We start from the raw sequence: 22,676 nt of genomic DNA on the forward strand, positions 1-22,676 counted from the left end.
AAGCCTCCTTTTGTTAAACTTTAATCCGTACTTAAGTAATGAATTATTTTGTACGGTTATTTTAACTGAAAAGTCAGGCTTTCACCATGCATTATATTAAATTCCATGGACATATTTGCTATAAAATTCAGAGGGGCTGATTCCTTCTATTTTTTTAAATATTCTGCTGAAATAAAATTCATCCCCAAACCCTATCATCTGTGCGATATCCTTTACCTTTTTATCACTTTCAATCATAAGCTCCTTAGCTTTATCGATTTTGATCTTATTGAAATATTCGATTACCGTGTACCCGGTACTGTTCTTAAATGCTCTGGATAAATAAAAGGGTGAGATATGGACCAGGTCTGATAATTCCTGCAAGGTCACTTTATTCGAAATATTCTGATGCAGATATTCGATAACTTTTTCTACTTTTAAGGAAATGGAATAATTCTGGTTTTGCTTCTTTATATTCTGATTGATAGCTATCATTAACTGACAAAGAAAAGTCTTTGTCACAAATTCATATCCGGGGGTTTTTTTATTCCAGCTATCCACCAGCTTTTTAAAAATATCCTCCACCTGGTAATAATCCTTTAATTCATGAATGGGCTGGAAACTAAGATTACCATCTTCCCCTTTGATATCCCATACATTATCATTAAACGTTACTAAGGCACAGCTGAAATGTACCGACAGAAAACAGGCTGGTCCCTCCATTTCGAGGGTTATGTTATATGTTATGTCCGGACATAGATAAAACAACATTCCTTCTTTAAGGGGGTATTTCTTTTGTTCAATGAGTATACTGCCCTTTCCTTCAGTAATATAGAGGAGTTCATGATGTTTTAACTGTTTTGCCAGCTTTTTCATTCTTTTTCCGGATTCGTTTGGTTTCGTTGAACTTTTATCATCCTCATTTATGTTCCTGCCGTTGCAGTAAAGAATTTTAAAAAAGAGATTGTTACCATTCATAAACGTTCCCATCTGCCAGCCGGCACCTGTTATAGATTTAATTTTCCCCGCACTCTGCTCCATACATACTTTTGAAAATAGTCGTAGGCCTTATCATAAATGACGAATACGGCCTGACCGCCTAATAAGAAAAGAGCCAGTAATTCCTTCTTAATTTCACCCTGATAAAATAGCTTCGGTAAAAAGAGTAGAATTGGAATATACATCAGGTTAAAAGTAAAAAACTTAATGCTCCAAAGGAATACGCTTCGTTTTGTCATATTCCAATTAACGTGAATCAGCTTATTAAATGTAAATTCTGCCACAACAAGATAGAAACCCATGGCTGCAAAGGTAATACAGTAAAATTTATTAGGTGCCAGGAAAAAGCTAAGTAGAATACTGGCTATGTAAAAGCCGAAGCCGATACGCAGACCGCATTCCCTGATGGCAATTCCGGCACCAAAGGATGCTAAGGCAAGTAAAAACAGGGTATTAAATTCCAAAATACCGCTTAGTATTACCAGTATTACAGCGAGTGCAAGCAAAAGACTTAAAAATGACAGTTTTTTTGCATTTAGAAGCATTGGCACAAATCTCCTCCCATACATTCACATAAAGTATCCGCACACCATAAATCACAGCAGAAATTACCAGTGCCAAGACCACCGCCGCCCATATTTCCTCTGGTATTCTGATACCTTTGGTTCTGCCACTGAAACTGATTCAGAAAATTATTATATTCCACATTATTTGGCTCCATATTGACTGCCTGTCTGGCATGTTCAGAAGCCATGAGGTTATTGCCGATACCGGCATTGGCAACAGCACTGTAATAATACCATCTGGCCGAGCGGTTAGAAATACCTGAAAGTACATTCAGTGCTTCTCTGTAGCGTCTTGCCGCCAGATAATTATAGACCGCTGTCATATGCGCATTATCTTCTTCGGAATCACCGGAATAGGTTGTCTGTCCGTAAGAATTACTTCCGCCGTAGGAAGTGTTTCCGAAGGAGCCGCTTTCCCGTTCTTTCATAATCTGATCATAGGCTTCCTGAACCTCTTTAAATTTCTCTTCTGCCAATCCGGATAAGGGATTATTCACATAGGAATCGGGATGGTATTTTCTGCTTAACTCTCTGTAAGCTTTTTTAATTTCATCATTGGAGGCATTCGGTGATACTTCAAGTACTTTATATGGATTTGCTATCATTATTATGTTCCTTCCTTTTCATTTCTTTCTTTTTTCAACGTTTCAAGTTTTGACCAGACACCCAGATAGAGGATGTTCCTGAGAATATCGATATCAAGCAGGCAAGGGAGTTTTTCAAACTCTCTGGTAGTCTCTGCCATCATCATATTCAGCATAGACATACATTTTTCTTCATAATCTTCATCCTTTGATATACCGATTAAAGGATTATAGCTGTTATTCTTAATATCCTTTTCCAAATCATCATAAGCATCCAGAATATATATAAACTTTCCCAGATAAAATCCGGTCTTTCTAAGGGAATCCTCCCACATATCCTGGCGGTATACGAATAATTCTGCCATAAGTTCTCCAAAGCATCCGGAGACGATATCAATACTGGTTTCTTTCTGTGTTTCACTTTCCATAAGACGGTTTAAACATTCTCTGATAACACTGCACTGCCTGGGATATTTCCCGTTTATCTTACCGTAAGCACGTTTTAATGCCTTAGACCCCGCAAGACCTGCCACACTTTTTTCATCCTGCCAGTCATCCAGAAAATGGTAATAGGACAGGGCAATATTCATATCTGCCACATATTCTGTTATTTCATTACACAGGGTATCATGCTTTTTTACAGGGTGTATTATACACCGGTTTTGGTCCTTTACCGTATCACTTTCATATAATGAGGTCAGCAGGAGTACCAGAAAAGTCATATCATAGGACAACGTCATCTGACCCAGACGTCCGTATCTATCTTTTAAGGTTTTGCATAGGCCACAGTAATAAGCTTTATATTTATAAAAATCTTTCATTTTTAATTCAGGTTTATATATATTGACATACCCAAACATAAATCCTCCTGAAATCCTTAAGAATTTATATAGTATAACATAGTTTTTCCAAAAATTAAATGGAAATGCCTAAATCAATCCTTAAGAAATCATTATATCTTTATAAAATTTCTTAAATTAAATCAATTAAATTGGAATGCTGCTATATATAAACGTAGATTACTTAGGTTTGGAATAAGGATTATATTTTCCGAAATCTTGCGGAAAACATAATCCTTATTCCAGACCCAAGTTCAATAACTTAGAATTTTACAACAATCCCTTATATCCGTCTTTCGTTACTAATTAATCAGATAGCTTGAAAAGAGCATTATATTTAGCACCGCAAGTATAACGGCTATAATCCACAGGGTAATGTTATGCCCCAGAGAATTCTTATATTTACCCATAACCTTTTTTGAAGAGGTTAAATAAATCTGAAGGAATACGGTAATCGGAAGCTGGATACTTAGTAACATCTGGCTGTAAATAAGACCCTGAAAGGGATCGTTTACCAGAAATATTATAATGGTAGCCATAGTTAAGATACCCACGACACCGATTTTAGTATGTCTGTCCTTAATATCATAAGGCTCTCCGAACATACCGGCAAATATGGAGCCGCCGGCCATTCCGGCAGTCATGGTAGAGGAAATTCCGGAGAGCAGCAAAGCAATACCAAAGATAAGTGCTGCCAGATTACCTACGATAGGCACCAGCATCTGCTGTGCCTGACCCAGTTCATCTACTTTTACATGGTTTACAAAAAAGGTAGTTGCCGCAAGGATAATCATAGAACTGTTAATTGCCCAGCCTATAATCATAGAAAGCAGGGTATCCATAAATTCATACTTTAGTTGTTTCTTAATTACAGTATCTTCTTCCAGGTTCCACTGCCTGCTCTGAATGACCTCTGAATGAAGAAATAAATTATGAGGCATAACTACAGCTCCTAGTACCGACATAATGATGGGCATTGAGCCTGCCGGAAACTGGATAACCGTCCAGCCTCTTGCTGCTTCTCCCCAGTTTACATTGACCTGGCTTAATTCATACAAAAAAGAAATACCGATTATGGATACAAAACCCATAATCCATTTTTCCAGTTTTTTATATGTATTAGTAAAAAGCAGTGTGATTATTAAGATTAAGATTAATACGGCACCAATTTTTACAGGCAGATGAAACAAGAGGTTTAAGGCAATGGCTCCTCCCAAAATCTCTGCCATAGCGGTAGATATAGCTGCAACAATTCCGGTTGACAGCACCGTTTGGGAAAGCCAGGGTTTTAAATGCTTCTTGGCTGCCTCCGACAGACAATCTCCTGTTACAATACCAAGATGGGCTACATTATGTTGCAGTAAAATTAACATAATGGTTGAAAGGGTTACCATCCACAACAGTTTATATCCGTATTCGGAACCGGCGGCAATATTGGAGGCCCAGTTTCCTGGATCAATAAAGCCGACTGTTACCAGTAAGCCGGGACCGATATATCCCAATAATTCACGAAGCCCGAAAGTCGGTTTATGTCCGGTGGTATTTAAAATGTTTTTTAACTTCATAAATTGCTCCTATCTTTATTTTTTCTATTAATTTCTTATATATTGATTCTCTAGACTTATGGAACTACACTATAATTTAATAATTCAAATCTCCAGTTATTTTTGTCTTGGTATACTTGATAAAATCAGCAAGGAAGGTGATTAAGAAAGCATTGATTATGCGTTCAATTTAGCTTTAGGGCTGATCCATTATAGAGCTATTGTTATTATTATCAGGTTATACATATTATATCACTGTACTGTCATTTATTTCAATTTATTCTTACTTTATTGTCAAGAGTTTATCATTTAGTATTGATAAGAACTTTTACACTCAGAAAAACCGTATTCCAAATCTGTTTATAAGACAAATTCGTAATACGGTTATGATAGCTGTTTATTTGCTTGCCCAAACTTGTCTTATATCGCTTCCGGCATTTTTCCCATCTGGCTGATTACCATATTAAAATACCGCCCTTTCCGCTCCATAAGGCTTTTATGATTTCCGCTTTCTAATATTTTACCATCACCGATTACCATAATATAATCCGCATCCCGTATGGTAGATAAACGGTGGGCAATTAAAAAGCTGGTGCGGTTTTTCATCAGATTGAGGAACGCATGCTGGATATCTTTCTCCGTTTTGGTGTCTACACTGCTGGTTGCTTCATCCAGTATCAAGATCGGACTGTCACATAAGACTGCTCTGGCTATGGCAATCAGCTGACGCTGTCCCTGGCTTAAGGTGTCTGCGGCTCCGGATACCATGGTGTAATAGCCTTTTGGGAGCTTGGATATAAAATCATGGGCACGAGCTATTTTGGCAGCCTGTATTACCTGTTCGTTGGCAGCATCCGTTTGGGAATAACGGATATTATCCATAATGGTTCCGGTAAATAGACAGGTATCCTGAAGTACGACTGAAAAGCACTTTCTTAAGCTGTTACGTTTAACCTGGGTAATAGGAACCTCATCAATCAAAATAGTTCCGCTGTCCACATCATAAAACCGGGTCAATAAGTTGACTATGGTTGTTTTTCCTGCACCGGTTTCTCCAACTAAAGCAACCGTATCTCCGGCCTTTACCTTAAAACTTACATCTTTAAGAATAGGGTTGGTTTTATCGTAGGAAAAATATACATGTTCAAAGGTAACATTACCCTGGGGCTGATCCATCTCCACCGCCTCTTCTTCATCCGGTGTTTCTTCCAGGTGATCTAATATTTCAAAAACACGTTCTGCACCTGCCAGGGCGGACTGGATGGTATTAAACATACCGGCAACCGCATTAAGGGGCTGGGCAAACTGTTTGGAATAGCTTAAGAAACTGACAACGGTACCGACTAAAAGTCCATAACCTACAGAGAGAATACCTCCCACAATTGCCACCACCGCAAAGACGAAATTATTGATTACGTTCATGAGGGGCATCATAAAGCCGGACCATACCTGGGCTTTATAACTGCTGTCAAAGAGCTTTTCATTAATCTCACCGAACTGCTGCAGCACATCTTCTTGCTTGTCAAAGGCCTTAACCATTTTAAGCCCCAGAATATTTTCTTCAATTACACCGTTTAAGGTCCCAAGGCTTTGCTGCTGGGCTTTAAAATACGACCTGCTCCTTGATGCAATGCCTCTGGTTAACAGCATAACCAGCGGAACACACAATAATACTACCAGGGTCAAGGGTATATTCAGTTCAATCATTACTGCCAGAGAACCAACCAGAGTCAGGATACTTGATATTAGCTGGGTAGTGGTCTGGGCTATGGTGGAACTGATATTATCAACATCATTGGTTATTCTGCTCATGGTATCTCCGTGGGAGCGGGTATCATAAAACTTAAGGGGAAGCCTTTGCATCTTTTCAAAGAAATCCGACCGCAGCGTAAATACAAGCTTTTGTGAAATCTTTAGCATAATAATACCGTTAACCCAGGATATGATCCAATTGGTAATATAAAGAACTGCAATAACACTCAAGGTTACAATCAGTCGGTTTATATCTACGGTTCTGTGTAAGATATCAAAGGTATTAAAGGTTTTTCCAATGAATAAGGGTATCCCCACAGAAATCAAAGAAGAAACTACGGTGAGTAACATTGCTATAAAAATTGTCTTAGCCCAACGCATGTATATTTTAACAATTCGCAGTAAGGTGCCTTTGGCATTTTTGGGTTTTGCACCCGGGGCAAAGCGGTTATGTCCACCGCCGAATCTACCCATTGCCGGTACTTTTGCTTCCTGTCTGGTAAATTGCTGTGCCATATCTTATGCCTCCTTGCTGCTTTCTATCTGTGTCTTATAAATATCCTGATATATTTCACATCGTTCCATCAGTTCCTGATGTGTTCCAAATCCTGCTTTTTCTCCGTTATCCATAACCAATATCTTATCTGCAAACATGGCAGTGCCGCAGCGCTGGGTAATGGTAATAACCGTCTGGCTTTTCGTTTCAGAATTTAAGTTATTCCTTACCTTTGCTTCCGTGACTGCATCCAGAGCGCTGGTGGCATCATCCAGTATCAGTATGGGTGAATTCTTAAGTAACCCTCTGGCAATGGAGATGCGCTGTTTCTGTCCACCGGATATATTAACTCCGGCACTTCCTAACAGACTTTTCGTTCCCTCAGACATCTGTCTGATAAAACCGGCTTCTGCTTTGGTAATTGCCTCTTCCACCAGGGTATCCTCCGCCGTTTTATCTCCCCATCTTATATTTTGGGCTACAGTTCCTGAAAATAACATAGGTTTTTGGGGCACAATGGCTATGTCACTCCGGACCGTATCTATCTTTAACTCTTTGATGTCATTACCACTTAATAGTATCTTACCCATATTTACGTCATAAAACCGGAGTAAAAGCCAGGCAATTGTTGACTTTCCACTGCCGGTGGGTCCGATGATTGCCAGAGTCTCACCGTTTTTCACCTGAAAGGACAGATCTTTTATGGCCGGAACACCGCTGCCGCCAGGATATGCAAAAGTAACATCTTTAAATTCAATATCTCCGTTTAATTCTTTTACTTCTCCCTTTCTTGCAAAATCACTGTCGCAGTCAAACACTTCTTTAATACGTGCCGTAGATGCCTTGGTACGTACAAAAGTGTTAAATATATTGGTAATCATAACAAGAGAGGTTAGAATCTGAGCCATATAAATGGTAAATGCCGTAATATCTCCCGGGGTAGCAAGGTTCAAAGTGAACAGCCTGCTCCCGGTAAAAATTACGATTACTGTGCCGATTCCTACCGTAAGTGTCATTAGAGGTGCAATAAAGGTAATAATCATCTGGGAGGACACACCCTTTTTCATGAGGTTACTATTGGCTTCCCAAAACCGCATTGTTTCCTTATCATAAGTACCAAAGGCTTTGACAAGACGCACACCGATTAAATATTCCTGCACCGTTAAGTTGACCTTATCCATTGCTTTTTGCAGCTGATAAAACCTGGGATAGCTTAATTTCATACTTACTATAATTAAAATTGCAACGATAGCAACAATGCCGTAAATAATCAGGCTCAGCCTTAAATTAAGGAGACTGGCCAGTATAATACTGCCGATACAGGTAATAGGAGCTTTCAGGAATATTCGCATGATTCCGTTTACAAACATGGTTACCTGTGCGGTATCATTGGTCATTCTGGTAATAAGGGAACCGCTTTCTATTTTGTCTGCACTGACTTCTGAAAAGTTAATGATTTTCTTAAATACATCATAACGAAGATCTGCTCCCATACGCTGGGATACCTTGCTGGCCAGAATATTACGGGTTACCGCAAAGCAGGCTCCCACTGCCGTTACCAGTAACATAAGCAATCCCCAATAATAAACATGGGATAGAGAACCCTGTTCAATTCCTGTATTAATAATATTAGACATTAAGGTTGGCCCTAACAGGTCACAGAATGCCTCCAAAATTACACACAAAACTGCAATAATAAACGGAAATTTATACATTTTAAAATACTTACTGTATAACTGCATGATAAAAATCCTCTCTTCTTTACAAAATTTAAACTAGATACTGTAAAGCCATTCTGACAATTAACTTAATACCATACTTCTGTAATAGCTTCTCTTTTCCATCAGTTCTTCATGATTACCGCTTTCCACTATCCTGCCGTGATCCAGTACGATAATTTTATCTGCATTCCGTATGGTGGAAAGTCTATGGGCTATAATCAGGGCCGTTCTGTTCCTGGCCATACTTTCTATGGCCTTTTGAATCAGTATTTCTGTCTGGGAATCAATGTTGGCGGTTGCTTCATCCAAAACAATAATAGAAGGATCATGAGCAATGGCTCTGGCAAAGGAAATAAGCTGCCGTTGACCTGCCGAAAGGGTATTTCCCCTTTCCATTACTGGTTCATTTATCCTGCCTGGGAGGCTCTCTACAAAGTCTCTGGCATAGGAAGCTCTGACTGCTTCTTCTATTTTCATAGCATCGATATCATCGTTTAAGGATATATTCTTGCTTATAGTCTCAGAAAATAAGAATACATCCTGTAATACAACTGCAATATTCCGCCTTAAGTCCCTTTTCTTGATTTTATTAATATTAACTCCGTTAATGAGTATTTCACCTTGTTGTATCTTATAAAATCCGCTGATCAGGCTGATTATAGTGGTCTTACCTGCTCCGGTCTGCCCAACGAACGCAGCAGTCTGACCGCTTCCTACGGTAAAGCTAACATCTTTAAGAATCCAGTCCTGGTCGTTATAGGAAAACCAGACATGCTTAAATTCAATATTTCCATCAAGGCGCTCTGCTTCTCTTCCTTCATCCAGGTCTTCAAGGTTGTCTTTCTGGTCCAACAGCTCAAAGATACGGTCAGCTGAGACGAATGCCGATTGGATATTGGTATAATTGTCGGCAAGATCGGATATGGGCTCAAAAAATTGCTGGATATATGTAGTAAAGGCATATAAAATACCAATCTGCAAAGTCTGGCCAGCAATCTTGTTCATACCATACCAGAGTAATACAGCAACCGTTATATTCCGAAAGACGCTGGCAGCAGGCTTTAAAAAGCTGTTCATCCAGACCTGGAAGGAGGTTGTTTTATAATAGCCGTCATTTAATTCCTTAAAATCCTTTTTACGTTCTGCTTCACCATGAAAAATCTGAATCAGTTTCATTCCTGACAGGTTTTCTGCCATAAAGCCGTTGATTCGTCCAATCAGTATTTTCATTTTGCCAAAATTCTGCTTTATCTTGGAACGCAGTAAAAAGATAAAAAGAAACATGACCGGAATTACACAAAATGAAACAAGGGTAAGTTTTACATCCATAATAAACATGGCAAAAACAATACCAAGTATTAAAAATACATCCCGAAAGAAACTCATCAATACATCCGTATATAGATTACTTAAGGCTTCCACATCATTGGTAGCTCTGGTAATCAGGCTTCCCGCGGAAGTTTTATCCAGATAACTTAAAGGTAGAAGCTGAATTGTTTTAAATACCTGACCCCGAAGGGTGCGTAAAATCTCCTGACCGGCTTTATTTATAAGGTTGACCCGAAGGATATTTAAGTATCCGCCAATAAGTACCACAGAAAAATAGAGGATTCCCATTCCGGTCAGAGAGTAGAGACCTTTTTGCAAAGTATTCCTGGTAAGGAAATCATCTATTACAATCTTAAGGATAAAAGGCTTAGCAAGCATGGCTGCATTGACTAATAGTACACAAAAAGCCGCTAATATAATTTTCTTTAAATGGGGGATATTTAAAGACATCAGCCTTTTAAAGCTTTGTTTTTTATAAGTCGGTTCCTCAGATGGCTTCTGCTTTTGCTGTGACAAATTGATATTGGTAGATTTCATTGTAAATTCCCCCCTTCCCAAGCAGCTGTGAATGAGTTCCTCTTTCCTTAATTTCTCCCTTGTCTAAGACAAGGATCTCGTCTGCCTCCATGATTGCTGATATCCTGCTTGCAACGATTATTGTGGTTTTATTCTCTCTTAGATTCCTTAAATTAGACAGGATTTCTGATTCCGTAACCGTATCTACTGCCGAAAGAGCATCGTCTAAGATAAGGACTTCTGGGTTTCTTATGAGGGCTCTTGCAATGGAAACCCTCTGCTTTTGCCCTCCGGAGATGTTAACTCCTCTTTCCCCTAATATAGTCTCAAAACCCTCCGGAAGTTCCATAATACTCTGATAGATGCAGCTGTTTTTCGCGGCTTCTTCCACCTCCTCCTCTGTATAGATATCCTTAAAGAATCTGATATTGTCAGAAATGGAGGCTCGAAAGAGAAAATTATCCTGAGGTACGACACCAATTCCGTTTCTTAAGGCTTCCAGTTTAAAGTCATTGATATCGGTATCTCCAAAGGATATGTGTCCATTATTTACGTTATACAGTTTTAGCAGGAGATTGACCAGGGTACTTTTTCCAGAACCAGTTTTTCCTATAATACCCAGGGTATGACCTCCAGGTATGGTGATGCTGATATTTTTAAGGGACTCTTTCTTTGCACCTGGATATGTAAAGGATAGATTCTTTATGTTTATGGCTTCTTCCTTTAGTTCCTGTATTAGACCTGTATCTTTGATCTGGGGGGTTACACCCATAATTTCATTTAATCTGCCAAGTGAGGCCATACCTCTTTGAAAAATTGTTATTACCTGGCCAATAGATAAAACCGGAGCTAATATCATGGTAAGATAACCGTTAAAAGCAATAAAGTCACCTAAAGAAATACTTCCTTTCAACACCAGGTTTCCTCCCCAAATAAGATTCGCCACAAAACTTACGGTAAAACATAATTCAATTAGGGGGGATAAAAAAGCCGATACCCGGACCATACTCAGATTCGTCTCCACCATCTGATTATTTAATTGTTCAAACCGCTCAACTTCCTTATCTTCCTGGACATAGGCTTTAATCACCCGCATGCCGTTTATATTCTCATTCACACGGTCTGATATGGAAGCAAAGGTCTCCTGGACTTTTTTAAACCGCTTCTTAACTAATTTACCGATATGAATCATGATAAAAACCATGAGAGGAATCGGTATCAGGGAAAGCAGGGTCAGCTGCCAGTTAACCGCATTTGCCATAGAATATATGGAGATAACACAGACTACTACACCATTTATGGCCATGGATAAGGCCGGACCCAGTGTCTGGCGAACCGCATTAATATCGTTAATGGCATAAGCAATCAAGTCCCCGGTTTTTTTCTGGCTGTAGAATTCCGGGGACAGGATCTGAAAGTGATCAAAGAGCCTTTCCCTGATATGGCATTCCAGTTTTCTTGCATTGCCAATGACCAGGTTTCTCCAAACGTAAGTAAATACAAAGGTACCCACGGCAATTAACAGGATGTAGCCAATGTTGGCATAGACACTCTCTGGCTTAAATCCCTTTACTTTTAGGATATCAACGGTATTCCCCAGAACCTTCGGAAAGAGCGTCTGAACATAAGAAGACAGGAACATAAATATTAACCCTATTATATAGGAAAATTTATGTTCCCTGATAAATCCGATCAAAATATTTTTTTCCATTTTCTGTCCCTCTTGTTTTTATAGATAATTCTAATTCCATTCATTCTTCAATACCTGAGAGAATCTGTAAAGATTATAGTTGCAAAATAAATCTTGGAGGTTTGAATTTCTCAGCTTTATCAACTTACTCAGGAGTTTCGACATAGGTGCGTACGGAATCCCGCTCTACCAAAGTACTGTGGATTAATATATTTTCATAGGGTTTATCCGGCCTCTTCAGTCGTTTCAGAAGAAGACCTACCGTAGTTTCACAGGCATAATCAATATAAAGTTCCATCGTAGTGAGTGCCGGAATGCCAAGTGCCGACATCTCCGTATTTCCATATCCCATGACAGATATATCCTCCGGTACTTTTATTCCCTTCTCATGCAGGTGCCGGATTAATTTCATTGCCACGTAATCCCACTGACAGATAAAAGCAGTCGGTCCCTGTTTTTCTTTTAACACCCTGTCAATTTCCTCAAATTTCTCTTCCCCATATACAAAGAAATCCTTATTGACAGGTATCTCATTTTCTTCCAGTGCGGATATAATTCCAAGTACTTTTTCTTTACAGGCATATCCGTTATTGTTGCCCAGATAACCAATTCTCTTATGTCCCTTTTGAATCAGATAATCACACTGCATATAACCGCCCCGGTTAAAATTGTACCAGATACTGTCGCCGTCCTTGGCAGGGGAATATCCGATGTAATATACATAATTGCTGATTCTTCTGGTCAATAATTCTATATAAGCTTTTTCAAATCCTCCTAAAAAGATAAGTCCGTCATAATGACTACCCTTCTGTAATCTGGAAGGCAGCAATAATTCTGCCTGGTTTTTCTTATCCGCAAATTCCATATCATAATCGCATTCTGCCACCTGTAAGGCCGTTTCCATTCCCTGCATAATGTGGCTGAAATTACTGTTATCCTGGATAAAGGGCTTCTGATGGAGTACCAGTATCTTATGTCTATCAGGATTTTTTGCTCTTAAGTAACCCATCTCATTAGCTGTAAGCAATACTTTTTCTCTTAACTCTTCACTTACACCTTCCTGTCCGGATAAGGCTCTGCTGACCGATATGGTTGATATGCCCAGCTCTTTTGCTATATCGGACAGCTTAATTTTATCGTTTTTCATAGTAAAATCCGTTGGATACCGCAGACCTGCTGCGATACTGCCACATAGAAAAGTTGAAAGAATAAACTGTGGCTTCCTTTCTTATTTTTAGATTTTCTTTCAACCATAAAATCTATATTTATATAAAGTTCTTTTGATTCAATTTTATATCGCTATTTGTATTATACTTGTTACGTTACTTAATTGCAATATATAACGTTATTTATCAATTATATATTACGCTATAATCCAAACAACATAATTATATTTTCTGAATTATTATGTTTCATCAACAAAAAAGCGGTAACATACAGACAATCAGACCATATGTTACCAGTTTATATTAGCTATATTTTATTTATTTTATAATTTATCCAAATTTATAAAGTTCTTTTACCCTAAATACCATATTCTATTCCACAACCAGATCTTCTCCTGCACCAAATTTCGTAAAGGAAATCCTGTTCTGCACAAGGTCAACTGTAACCGCATTTAGACAGATCTCCGAAGTTGTACCGACGGTTCTAGCCGGAGCCTGCGGGTTACTGGCTGACTTTTTCGGGCAGTCATTCCAGGTACTGATATACCGGATGCCCTTTCGGATCAATACCTGTTCGCTATGGGTATGCCCATAAAAAAAGGCTATGATATTACCTTCTCCCTGTTCAGTAAAATCGACAGAAATATCCTGATGGAAATCACCTATTGCAGGAATTGATTTATATTTGGAACCCCCCCTAAATGCATCTACAATTCCAAGAAGGACATCCCCGTTACGCGCAAGGCTGTCGGAACCTATCATCCCTTCTTCAAAAGGATTAACATGGGTAAAGAAAATGACCTTCCAATCCTTGTCTGGTAATCTGAGTGCCTTATGTGTCAGCCAGTTTAACTGGGTATCAGAATAGGCGTAAGTACTTTGTCCTGAATATTTCCAGGCAGTGGGTACATCTTGATCAGACATATAAGGGATATCAATGGAATTAAGGAAAATTGCCCTGACTTTATATTTATCCATATCATAGTAATAATACAGACCAGATTTGTTATCCGAATCAAAGTTAACAACTCCCTCCAGACCTTTAAACATAATATCAAACTGTTCCTGCGGAAGCATGGTACTTTTTATATTATCCGTACCTTCTGAGATAATTGAGTTATCATCATGATTACCTTTTACTGTGAAAAAGCGGTTGACTGTCAGAGTATCCATTAATTTAGAGGCTGTTTCTAAATGCTGATCTTTTGTTGGGGCATTATCTAAATTATCACCACAGCAGGCAGTGAATTCCGGTTTCAATTTACTGTTAATATAGTTTAAGGTATAAATATCAGCAAAGCTGGAGGTATTCGTTATATGGGAATCAGTATATAAAAGGAACTGTAAAGTATCTGAAGTTTGAAGATTTTCTGCTTTTAAAATCTGTGAATCTGCCATTTGTTTTAGATAATACGGTATCATTTCATCATAGGTAACTTCTCTCATATTATTAGACCTGCATTCCAATTTATTTTTAGTTGTCAAGAAATTTTCTTTGTCTTAATGCCATATGCCTTCGCATATTTATAGGCGAAGGAACCAGGTGAACATCTGATTAATTTTACATCCGTATTTTCAAAGACTGTGGGGTCAATCATCTTTACTGTACTGGGAATTGTTAGATCAACCAAACCTGTGCAGCCTCTAAATGCCTGAAACTCAATTTCTCTAACAGTATTTGGAATTACGAGTTTTGTTATATTATGGCAATCCCAGAATATACGGTTGGGTATGATAGTAAGACCTTTCTTCAAAGTGACATCAGAAAGGCTATCACAGTTTGAAAATATATATGTTCCCATAACTTTAACAGAACCCGGAATAACAGCAGATTCCAGGTTATAGGAGGATTCAAATACGCTGGAACCTATTTCAGTCACTGTATCCGGTATTTCTATGGATTTTAGGTTGCATCTCGAGAAGGCATAGTCCTTTATGCTTTTAAGTCCTTTAGGGAGTATAATCGATTTTATATTGGAACCTGCGAAAGCATAAGTATCAATGACTGTCATTCCTTTTGGCAATATAACTTTTTCAGTGGCGGTTATACTACTAAAGGCATACCTGTATATTTTTTTTACATTAGCTGGTATCTGGTAAACGATATCATCACCTTTATATTTAAAAAGTATATCATTAATAATTATTGTCTTTTCTGAAGAGGTAATCCAGGGATTCCAATAGAACGCATCTTCACCAAAATCTTTTACTTTCTTGGGAATATCCAGTTTTTCTAAACTCTCACATTTATAAAATGCATAGTCTCCAATAGCAGTAAGAGACTCTGGTAAATTTACTTCTGCCAGGCTGCTGCAATTATTAAAGATTTTTTCCGGCAGACTTGTAATACCTTCTGGAATGTTGATTTTAACCAAATTTGTGCAGCCGGCGAAGGAACCGGGTATCAGTTCTTTTATTCCGACAGGTAGTATGACCTCCTTTATAGAGGTATTGCCAGCGAATGCATCACCTCCTATATACTGGATGGAAGCCGATATCTTTACGATATCTTCCTTTCCGTTATATTTAATAAGGGTTTTTCCGGCGGTCAGATTTTCCTTATGTGATTTGTTAAACCAGGGTGTATCTGTAAATGCATCCTTACCTACATAGGTGATGGTAGAGGGTAAATTTATCTCTGTCAGCTTTTTCGAGCCTCCGAAAGCGCCTCCTTCTATAGTTTGTGTCCCTTTCTTTATAGTAACGCTTTTTAATTTATCATTACTGCCAAAAGCATTAAGCCCAATTGATTTCACAGAACCAGGGATTACCACCGACTGTAGATTTTCACAATTAATAAAGGCGGCAGTACCAATAGATTCAATTCCCTCTTTTAGTGTCAATTTTTTAAGCGGGGATTCTGCAAATACACCTTTTTCTATAATCTTAACATTACCGGGAATGGTAAGCTCCTTTATGTTTTCAGCTCCATGAAAAAAGGAATTTTCTAATATGATAGTTACATTACTTGGTATGGTTACATTAGTACTCTTCCCAATATATTCTTCCAAAGCACCGTTTACAACACTACACCCATTTATTGCATGTTTTTTTTGCCAGGCTGTGCCTCTAAAAACCGAACTTCCCGTTATTTTTACGTTGCTTGGCAGACTTACATCCGTAAGGTTTGTGCAATAGACAAAGGCTGCCCCCATTATTTCTTTCACACCTTTTTTAATAGTGACCTTTTTTAATGAGGTACAGGTCGAAAATGCATCTGAACCGATTATTTCTACATTACCGGGAATAATTACTTCTTTTATGGTATTGTTATAGGAAAAGGCGTCCATGGCAATCCCTTTTACGTTGGAGGGTATGGTTACTTTGGCTGAATTTCCGTAATAATGGTAAAGGACTCCATCTGAGCGAATGTCAAAATCCTTTGAAGCTGCGTAACCCTTTACAGGGTTAATAATGGGTAATAGGCTGATAATCAGTAATAATAGAACTACATTTTGTAAATTTTTTCTTTTGTATAATTTCATAAATCCTCCCTATTATAGTGTTTTGGTTTAAGCAGATAAGTTGAATATTGATAATAATAAATTATGAAACTCAAACCATTTTTTGAAAATTAAAACAAAATAATTATATCCGATTTTTACTAAATTGAGAAGATGCCAAACTAAACTTTACTAACCTAATATTCAATCTAATTTGGGAAAGATTAATATCTAACTAAAAAAGAGTACACGTTTATCATTTACATCTATACCATGGTATCGCTCGAGCTCATCTCTAATACGGCGATATCGTTTATCCGGTGATTCTGTATGTATTCTTTCTATCTCACTAACGATACGTTTATTGAGCATTTCATTTTCAGGTTCATCTCTACGAAGCCACTAATACCAAATAATTTTGCCTCGTGAGTTGCAGATATTTTTCCATCCAAGCACCTCTGAACAATATCTATTTTGACTTCAAAGGAAAACTTTGCTTTTCTACTCATAAAATATGCTCCCTTCTAAGTGACAAGTTTTTATTATTTCACTTGTCTACCTAGAAGGGAGCATATCAGTTTTATGAACACACTCTACTCTTTGTGAATAGTTGTCAATACGTTAACTTAATCAGTTCGGGCAATAACTATTACATTTGTAAAACTTTTTTTATACGGTAATTTATATCTATTCCTGTTTATCCTAGTTGATTTTAATTACTGCCTTAACTACATCTTTTGCATTATTCACTACGAAATCAAACGCCTCTTTTGTCTGCTCGAAGTCAAATTCATGACTTACGATGTCTTTAACATTGATTGCACCGCTTGCAATGGCATTAATTGCAACAGGATATAAATTACGGTATCTGAATATCGTCTTTAACTCTCCTTCTTTGCCCATCAGCTTCATAAAGTTAAATTCTACTTCATCCTTAGGTGTCATACCTACCAAAACAATGGTGCCTCCGCGTTTTACTACATCGGCGGTTTGTTTTACCGTAACTTCTGCCCCTGCTGTATCGATAACAACATGAGCGCCGTTACCCTCTGTAATTTCATCAATTTTCTTGATTACATTTTCTTCCCTGGCGTTAATAACGTGGGTGGCACCAAGGCGTTTCGCAGTCTCTAGTCTGTTGGGAAGAACATCCACTACGATTATTTTAGCCGCGCCTCTGGCTTTACTGGATAAGAGGGTAACCAGACCGATACAGCCGGTTCCGAATATAACTACCGTATCCCCCAGTTTAACATTACCTTTACCGGTTGCATGAAGACCTACGGCAAGCGGTTCTACCAGCGCACCTTCTAAATTGGATACATTATCCGGCAGTTTAAAGCACATATCCTCCGGATGTGCCACATAGTTGGCAAATACACCATGATACGGCGGTGTTGCAAAGAATTCAACATCAGGACAAAGGTTATACTGACCAGATTTGCAGAATTCACATTTACCGCAGGTCTTGCCGGGTTCTAAGGCAACTCTGTCACCTACTGCCAGACTTTTTACTTCTTTCCCAACTGCCACTACTTCTCCGGCGCATTCATGTCCCAGGATAAAATCCCCTTCTACTACAAAATCACCGATTCTGCCGTGTTGGTAATAATGAACGTCGGAACCGCAGATACCTACGATATCTACTTTTACTAATACATCTTTATCATGAACGACAGGCATATCGATTTCCTTCCATACCATATCGTTAGTTCCATGCATAAATATAGCTTTGTTTGTCATTGTAAAAACCTCCTTATTTATATTGGAAATGCTTTTGTTTTTCATACCTGTACCGGAATGCGGGTTATATTTTTATATGGACCCACATTCCCTGGCAGGTACTGATTATAGCTTAATGTTTTGTGTAAACCCCAGGTAATTCGTAATACTAATTGCTCTTGTTATTTACTTTTGTTATTTGATTACTAACGTATTCGTCTATCGTATTGTTACTATTTTATAGCACCGGATTTTTTGTGCATTTCGATATACTGGTCTACATTGTCTTTTGTTATTAACGGGCAGTCAATGTCAATATCAATCTGGGTCTCTTCACCGGTTAATAATTTGTTGGCTGTGGAGAGTAAAGCGGTTGCCAGGTCGTAAGCACTTTGTAAGCTTGTGGAAGTCATTAAGCCGTCTTTGATTAAGAGGCAGGCTTCTGCGGTACCGTCTACACCATAAGCTAAGATATTATCAAATTTCGGATCGTCTTTTACTACTTCAAGTGCACCTGCTGCCATGTTGTCATTCATTGCAATGACTGCATCAATCTTATCATTTGCCTGAACCCAGGTTTCCATGTAGTTCATAGCTTCGTCTTTATTCCAGTTAGCAATTTCTTTTCCTACGATTTTAACGTCAGGTCTTTTATCAAAAAATTCTTTCTGCCAGCTTTGTTCTCTCTGGTCTGCATGGAAGTTTCCGGGAGGTCCTAAAAGTACAACTACGTTAGCACCCTGGGGAACTTGTGATACTGCTAAGTCAGCATTAACCTTTGCCTGGGCATAGGGATCTGCATCTACGGAAGAGGAACCTTCAATACCGCTGATACGTGCATTGGTTGTAATCGTAATAAGACCTGCCGCTACTGCTTTTTCAACATAAGGTCTTTGTGCTTCACCGTTGTTGGGCTGAACGATAATGGCATCATATTTGTTTGTGATGGCATTTTCTATCAGTGAGTTTTCCGTATCATCAGAGGCCTGACCATCAAATACATCTAATTTTACATTCGGATATTTTTCTGCTTCTTCTGTTACCGCATTGGCTAACCAGGCTGCAAATGAGTCTGCCTGAGCTCTTGCGATATAGGCAATTCGGAATACTTTATCACCGCTGCTCTGATTATCTGTCTTGGTATCTTCTTTTGTCTGTTTAGTACCATTCGTACCCTGATCTTTTGTCTGTGAACACCCCGCTAATAATGAAGTCAATAATGCTACCACCATTGTTAAAACTAACAATTTTTTCATACCTTTTCCTCCTGATATTTTTTATTCTAAATAGGGACAACCCCTATACTAGACTGTTTCAAGGTTCCTGGTGTTCCATTTATTGTATGTCTATTTTTTCTTTCTCCTGGTCTTAGCCCAGATGTCATAGATAACAGCAAGTGCTATGATTGCGCCACGGACAATCTGCTGTAAATAGGAGTTTACACCTACTAGTACCATGATGTTATCAAGAAAACCTACGATAAAGGCACCTGCCAGTGTTCCGGAAGCAGTACCAATACCGCCTGTAAAGCTTGTTCCGCCGATTACTGCAGCCGTAAGGGCTTTGAACTCATAGCCAATGGCTCCGTTTGGCATTCCGCCATTCACACGGGACATAAATAATACGCCTGCAATACCTACTAGGATACCATTGATAATAAAAGCTCTCATTTTAATCCGGTTAACATGGATACCGGAAGCATTAGCTGCTTCTTCGTTACCGCCGATGGCATAGATTGAGCGTCCGAACACAGTATGCCGTAAAAGATACCAGGTTATAATAAGGGTTCCAACAAGAAATAACATGGGTGTCGGGATACCGAATATCTTACCCTGACCGAATTTAACATAATCACCGATCTGATAAAGGTTCTGACCATTGGTATAAAGAAGGGCTGCTCCTCTAGCCATTGCCATCATAGCCAGGGTTGCTATAAAGGGAGGAGTTTTATATTTGGTAACCATTAAACCGTTTAATACATTACAGCCGACACCTACCAAAATGGCAACGATAAAACTGATGGTAAGGGACCCTGTTGCAGTATAGGAAGAAATGGAGAGAACACCGGCTAAGGCCAGTACGGAGGCAGAGGATAAATCCAGCATACCCGATATAATAAGGATGGTCTGTCCAAATGCTAATATAGTTCCTACGGAAATCTGTGTGGATATATTCTGGAGATTGGCTACGGATACAAAGTTCTTATTCGCCAGCCAGCAAAAAATAAATAATGCTAATAAAACAAAATAGATACTGTATTGGGATTTGATGTTATTTAGCATCTTGCTTCTCTTACTATTGGTATTCAATTTATTTCACCTCTTTCTGGAGTTTTGTTCCGGTTGCATAAGCCATAATACTTTCCTGGGTAAATTCCTCCCGGCTTAGCATCCCCGTCACTTTTCCTTTTGCCATGATATAAATTCTGTCGCACATTCCGATGAGCTCCGGCAGTTCTGAGGATACCATGACAAGGGCTTTCTTTTGCTTTGCCAGGTCTGTCATTAATTTATAAATCTCATACTTGGCACCTACATCAATACCCCTGGTGGGCTCGTCAACAATTAATATATCCGGGTCTGTAACCATCCACTTGGCCAGAATGACTTTCTGCTGGTTACCCCCGCTTAAAGATTCGATTTTGGTTTCATAATCAGGTGCTTTCACATTCATCTTTTCGCAGAACTCCGCCACAGACTTGTTTTCCTCTGCTCCATGGAGCCTGCCGTGATATATGAACTTCTTAAGACTGGCCAATGCTACATTTTCCTTAATGCTGCGGACAGGTATGATACCGAATCTTCTTCTGTCCTCGGAGAGCATAACCATTTTCTTATCAATACTGTGCTTAACGTTTTTAATCTGAGTTTTCTGATTCTTTATATAAATGCTTCCGGACTCATAGGGGTCCAGACCAAATAAACATCTCATAACTTCTGTCCTGCCTGCACCCATCAGTCCAGCAAATCCGATGATTTCACCTTCTCTGACATGAAAGCTGACATTCTGGAATTTATCTCTTTGGCTGAGTTTTTCAACTTTTAGAAGTTCGCCGCCGAGTTTTATCTCTTCTTTCGGAAAATTATTCTCAAGCTTTCTTCCTACCATCTGAGCAATTACAGTTTCTAAGTCATATTCTTTAATGGGTCTTGAATCTACCACACAGCCATCCCTAAATACCGTTATTTCATCAGCGATCCGAAAGATTTCATCCATCTTATGGGAGATATAAATGATACTGGCCCCCCGTTCCTTAATCTCATTGATTTTCCGGAATAATATCTCTACTTCCTTATTGGTTATGGCTGATGTAGGTTCGTCCATGATAATAATGTCCGAGTTATAGGATATGGCTTTTAATATCTCTAGCATCTGAATATCCGATACGGTTAAATCCTTAAGCTTAGTCTCAGGATCATACTTTAAATTCTCCTTCTGTAAAAGCTCTCTGGTACGTTTTCTGATCTCCTTCCAATCAATCCTTCCATACCGGTCTCTGGGCCAGCTGCCAACACAAAGACTTTCTTCAATGGTCATTTCCGGCATATAATTTAACTCTTGAAAAATCATTGATATCCCAAGGCTTCTGGCCTGAATGGGATTCTTAATCTCAACTGGTTTTTCATCAAGGAGGATTTCACCGGCATCCGGTCGATAAATCCCATTAATCACTTTCATTAAAGTAGATTTCCCCGCACCGTTTTCTCCGCACAGGACATGAACTGTTCCTTTTCTAACTGCAAAATTCACTTGATTTAATGCCTTTACCCCCGGAAAGGATTTATCAATATTCGATACTCTTAACTTAATGTCTGTATGAATCATAAACCACTTCTCCTTTCTACTAAATATTTTAGGCATTTTGCTTCGTTACTTTCTGTAAATAAATAATACAATAAAATATTGCACAATTATATGAACAATATTAAGTTACTTGTGTACATTTTTACTTATATTAATTGATTGTTTTTATGGTTAAGATAAAATTTCATACTATATTACGATTTTTTTGTACAATATTAAGGTGAAACTCTACAACTCAAGGTAGAATTCCACAACTCTAGGTGGAACTCCACAACTCTAGGTGGAACTCCACACTCTAGGTGGAACTCTTCTACTCAAGGTGGAACTCTTCTACTCAAGATAAAACTCTTCTACTCAGGTTAAAACTCTTCTACTCAAGTTAAAACTCTTCTACTCAAGTTAAAACTCTTCAACACAAAAAAAAGAACCTCAGAATGTATTTGTATTGGGTCAGATTGAACTGACTCTCAATACACTTACGTTCTGAGGTTCTTAAAAAAGACTGTATCCAATGCTTCCTAGAAAG

General features: G+C 38.5%; 17 protein-coding genes. All 17 read right to left on the reverse strand.

Annotated elements, in window-relative coordinates:
* Window positions 1-96 precede the first annotated feature (96 nt).
* Window positions 97-1,020 carry an AraC family transcriptional regulator gene (locus tag QA584_RS18065; RefSeq protein WP_278270488.1) on the reverse strand — a complete coding sequence of 308 codons (924 nt, stop codon included), beginning with the start codon at window positions 1,018-1,020 and terminating at the stop codon, window positions 97-99.
* Window positions 987-1,529: a hypothetical protein gene (locus tag QA584_RS18070; protein ID WP_278270489.1), complete on the reverse strand. Its 543-nt coding sequence runs from the start codon at window positions 1,527-1,529 to the stop codon at window positions 987-989. Before QA584_RS18070 ends, QA584_RS18065 begins: the two co-directional genes overlap by 34 nt.
* Complete coding sequence (locus QA584_RS18075) at window positions 1,514-2,149, reverse strand: J domain-containing protein (RefSeq protein ID WP_278270490.1); 636 nt, start codon at window positions 2,147-2,149, stop codon at window positions 1,514-1,516. Before QA584_RS18075 ends, QA584_RS18070 begins: the two co-directional genes overlap by 16 nt.
* Window positions 2,150-2,151: 2 nt before the next feature.
* Complete coding sequence (locus tag QA584_RS18080) at window positions 2,152-2,988, reverse strand: DUF5685 family protein (RefSeq protein WP_278270491.1); 837 nt, start codon at window positions 2,986-2,988, stop codon at window positions 2,152-2,154.
* 281 nt (window positions 2,989-3,269) lie between these two features.
* Entirely contained in the window at window positions 3,270-4,532 is a 1,263-nt protein-coding gene (locus QA584_RS18085; RefSeq protein WP_278270492.1) for an Nramp family divalent metal transporter, read from the reverse strand.
* A 399-nt stretch (window positions 4,533-4,931) separates the two neighbouring features.
* Entirely contained in the window at window positions 4,932-6,779 is a 1,848-nt protein-coding gene (locus QA584_RS18090) for an ABC transporter ATP-binding protein (protein WP_278270493.1), read from the reverse strand.
* A gap of 3 nt (window positions 6,780-6,782) precedes the next feature.
* Window positions 6,783-8,501 carry an ABC transporter ATP-binding protein gene (locus QA584_RS18095; RefSeq protein ID WP_278270494.1) on the reverse strand — a complete coding sequence of 573 codons (1,719 nt, stop codon included), beginning with the start codon at window positions 8,499-8,501 and terminating at the stop codon, window positions 6,783-6,785.
* A 60-nt stretch (window positions 8,502-8,561) separates the two neighbouring features.
* Window positions 8,562-10,346 (reverse strand): ABC transporter ATP-binding protein, encoded by a 1,785-nt coding sequence (locus QA584_RS18100; protein WP_278270495.1) that lies wholly within the window; start codon window positions 10,344-10,346, stop codon window positions 8,562-8,564.
* Window positions 10,297-12,036, reverse strand: coding sequence for an ABC transporter ATP-binding protein (locus tag QA584_RS18105; RefSeq protein WP_278270496.1), 1,740 nt, complete (start codon window positions 12,034-12,036; stop codon window positions 10,297-10,299). Before QA584_RS18105 ends, QA584_RS18100 begins: the two co-directional genes overlap by 50 nt.
* Window positions 12,037-12,160: 124 nt before the next feature.
* The gene (locus QA584_RS18110; RefSeq protein WP_278270497.1) at window positions 12,161-13,162 is read right to left on the reverse strand and encodes a LacI family DNA-binding transcriptional regulator; all 1,002 of its coding nucleotides are present in this window, start codon (window positions 13,160-13,162) and stop codon (window positions 12,161-12,163) included.
* Window positions 13,163-13,553: 391 nt separating this feature from the next.
* A complete protein-coding gene (locus tag QA584_RS18115; protein ID WP_278270498.1) occupies window positions 13,554-14,627 on the reverse strand; it encodes a metallophosphoesterase family protein in 1,074 nt (357 codons plus the stop codon).
* 35 nt (window positions 14,628-14,662) lie between these two features.
* Window positions 14,663-16,666 (reverse strand): leucine-rich repeat domain-containing protein, encoded by a 2,004-nt coding sequence (locus QA584_RS18120; RefSeq protein WP_278270499.1) that lies wholly within the window; start codon window positions 16,664-16,666, stop codon window positions 14,663-14,665.
* 299 nt (window positions 16,667-16,965) lie between these two features.
* On the reverse strand, window positions 16,966-17,133 hold the full coding sequence (locus tag QA584_RS18125; protein WP_278270500.1) for a hypothetical protein: 168 nt from the start codon (window positions 17,131-17,133) through the stop codon (window positions 16,966-16,968).
* A 193-nt stretch (window positions 17,134-17,326) separates the two neighbouring features.
* Entirely contained in the window at window positions 17,327-18,367 is a 1,041-nt protein-coding gene (locus tag QA584_RS18130; protein WP_278270501.1) for an NAD(P)-dependent alcohol dehydrogenase, read from the reverse strand.
* Between the two features lie 212 nt (window positions 18,368-18,579).
* A complete protein-coding gene (locus QA584_RS18135) occupies window positions 18,580-19,602 on the reverse strand; it encodes a sugar ABC transporter substrate-binding protein (RefSeq protein WP_278270502.1) in 1,023 nt (340 codons plus the stop codon).
* A gap of 90 nt (window positions 19,603-19,692) precedes the next feature.
* Window positions 19,693-20,655, reverse strand: a complete 963-nt coding sequence (locus QA584_RS18140) for an ABC transporter permease (RefSeq protein WP_331487674.1) — start codon at window positions 20,653-20,655, stop codon at window positions 19,693-19,695.
* Window position 20,656: 1 nt separating this feature from the next.
* Window positions 20,657-22,171 carry a sugar ABC transporter ATP-binding protein gene (locus tag QA584_RS18145; RefSeq protein ID WP_331487675.1) on the reverse strand — a complete coding sequence of 505 codons (1,515 nt, stop codon included), beginning with the start codon at window positions 22,169-22,171 and terminating at the stop codon, window positions 20,657-20,659.
* Window positions 22,172-22,676 lie beyond the last annotated feature (505 nt).

Origin of the sequence: Anaerocolumna sp. AGMB13025, from assembly GCF_029689925.1 — a bacterium.
GTDB lineage: Bacteria > Bacillota > Clostridia > Lachnospirales > Lachnospiraceae > Anaerocolumna.